Annotated in this window: 2 protein-coding genes; both read left to right on the top strand. The window is 50.1% G+C overall.

Going from position 1 to position 875, the window contains the following annotated elements:
* Positions 1-38: 38 nt before the first annotated feature.
* Complete coding sequence (locus tag AACS00_RS07905) at positions 39-473, top strand: DUF2787 family protein (RefSeq protein WP_110168460.1); 435 nt, start codon at positions 39-41, stop codon at positions 471-473.
* Between the two features lie 47 nt (positions 474-520).
* A partial coding sequence (locus AACS00_RS07900) for a DUF2787 family protein (protein ID WP_110168459.1) occupies positions 521-875 on the top strand: 355 nt, incomplete at its 3' end.

Here is an 875-nt window from a genome sequence, read left to right as displayed (position 1 = left end):
GGTGAAGGTTGTGTCTCTTTTGCTGAAAGGGGACTGTTATGACCGTCCAACAGACCATCACTACGAGTGTCGAAACGACATTAGCCGCGCCACTGACTCAAGTGCTACGCCGCTTTACTATCCCCGAGCATGCCAAGCGGATCGTAATGAACTGTCGCCAAACCCGCTATTACCGAACCCGACAAGGATTACCCCCCATAGAGCTACAACTTGTCCGTCATAGCGCGACGGATGCATGGCACATTGTCATGATGGCGAGCTTTTCCTACCCCCAACAGCAGAGCACTTCACTAGAGCTCGATCTCTATTTTCATTTGCCCAATGGCTGGTGCTACCAAGCCGACGTTGGCTCAACCAGTCTGGCTCATGATGAAGTGCAAACCTTATTGTCTGTCTGGACGACAAGCTTCGCTAGGCATCTTGCTCGACGTGCTTTTGATGAGATCACGGTAAGTGTCATCACCACTCAATAACGCCACGGATCACTTCGTGGCTTCACCGAATATCACAAGGAGGACTTATGTCTCAACTCACCTTTGTAACGTCTACATTGCCCATCTCTCACAAGCTGCATGACTTGTTGAACGAGCAGTTCCGTGCCTCATCGCTGAGTTCACCCGCTTTAGAAGGGCAACGCTTACTGGTGTTTCACTTTCGAGATAAAGCCTACAGCGCCGAGAATGGCGGCTTTCATCCGGTGGAAATAGCACTCAGTAAAATGGCGGATGCATGGCATATCGATTATCTAACCGAGTTTGCTTACTTTGGTCATCCCTACCCTGAGCTTGAACGTTGCTTAGATTTTGACTTTCAACGTGGAGAGTTCTTCGCGGCTTATCAAGGATGGCACCCCATCAAGGGCAGTCATGAAGCAC

Source organism: Vibrio sp. 11986-1-5, assembly GCF_963878025.1.
GTDB classification, from domain to species: Bacteria; Pseudomonadota; Gammaproteobacteria; order Enterobacterales; family Vibrionaceae; genus Vibrio; species Vibrio injensis.
Note: the sequence above shows the minus strand (reverse complement) of the source record. Positions and strands in the feature narration are given on the sequence as shown.

Excerpts from the sequence above, each read along its gene's own strand:
- AACS00_RS07905 (WP_110168460.1), top strand. The coding sequence starts at position 39 with ATGACCGTCCAACAGACCATCACTACGAGTGTCGAAACGACATTAGCC.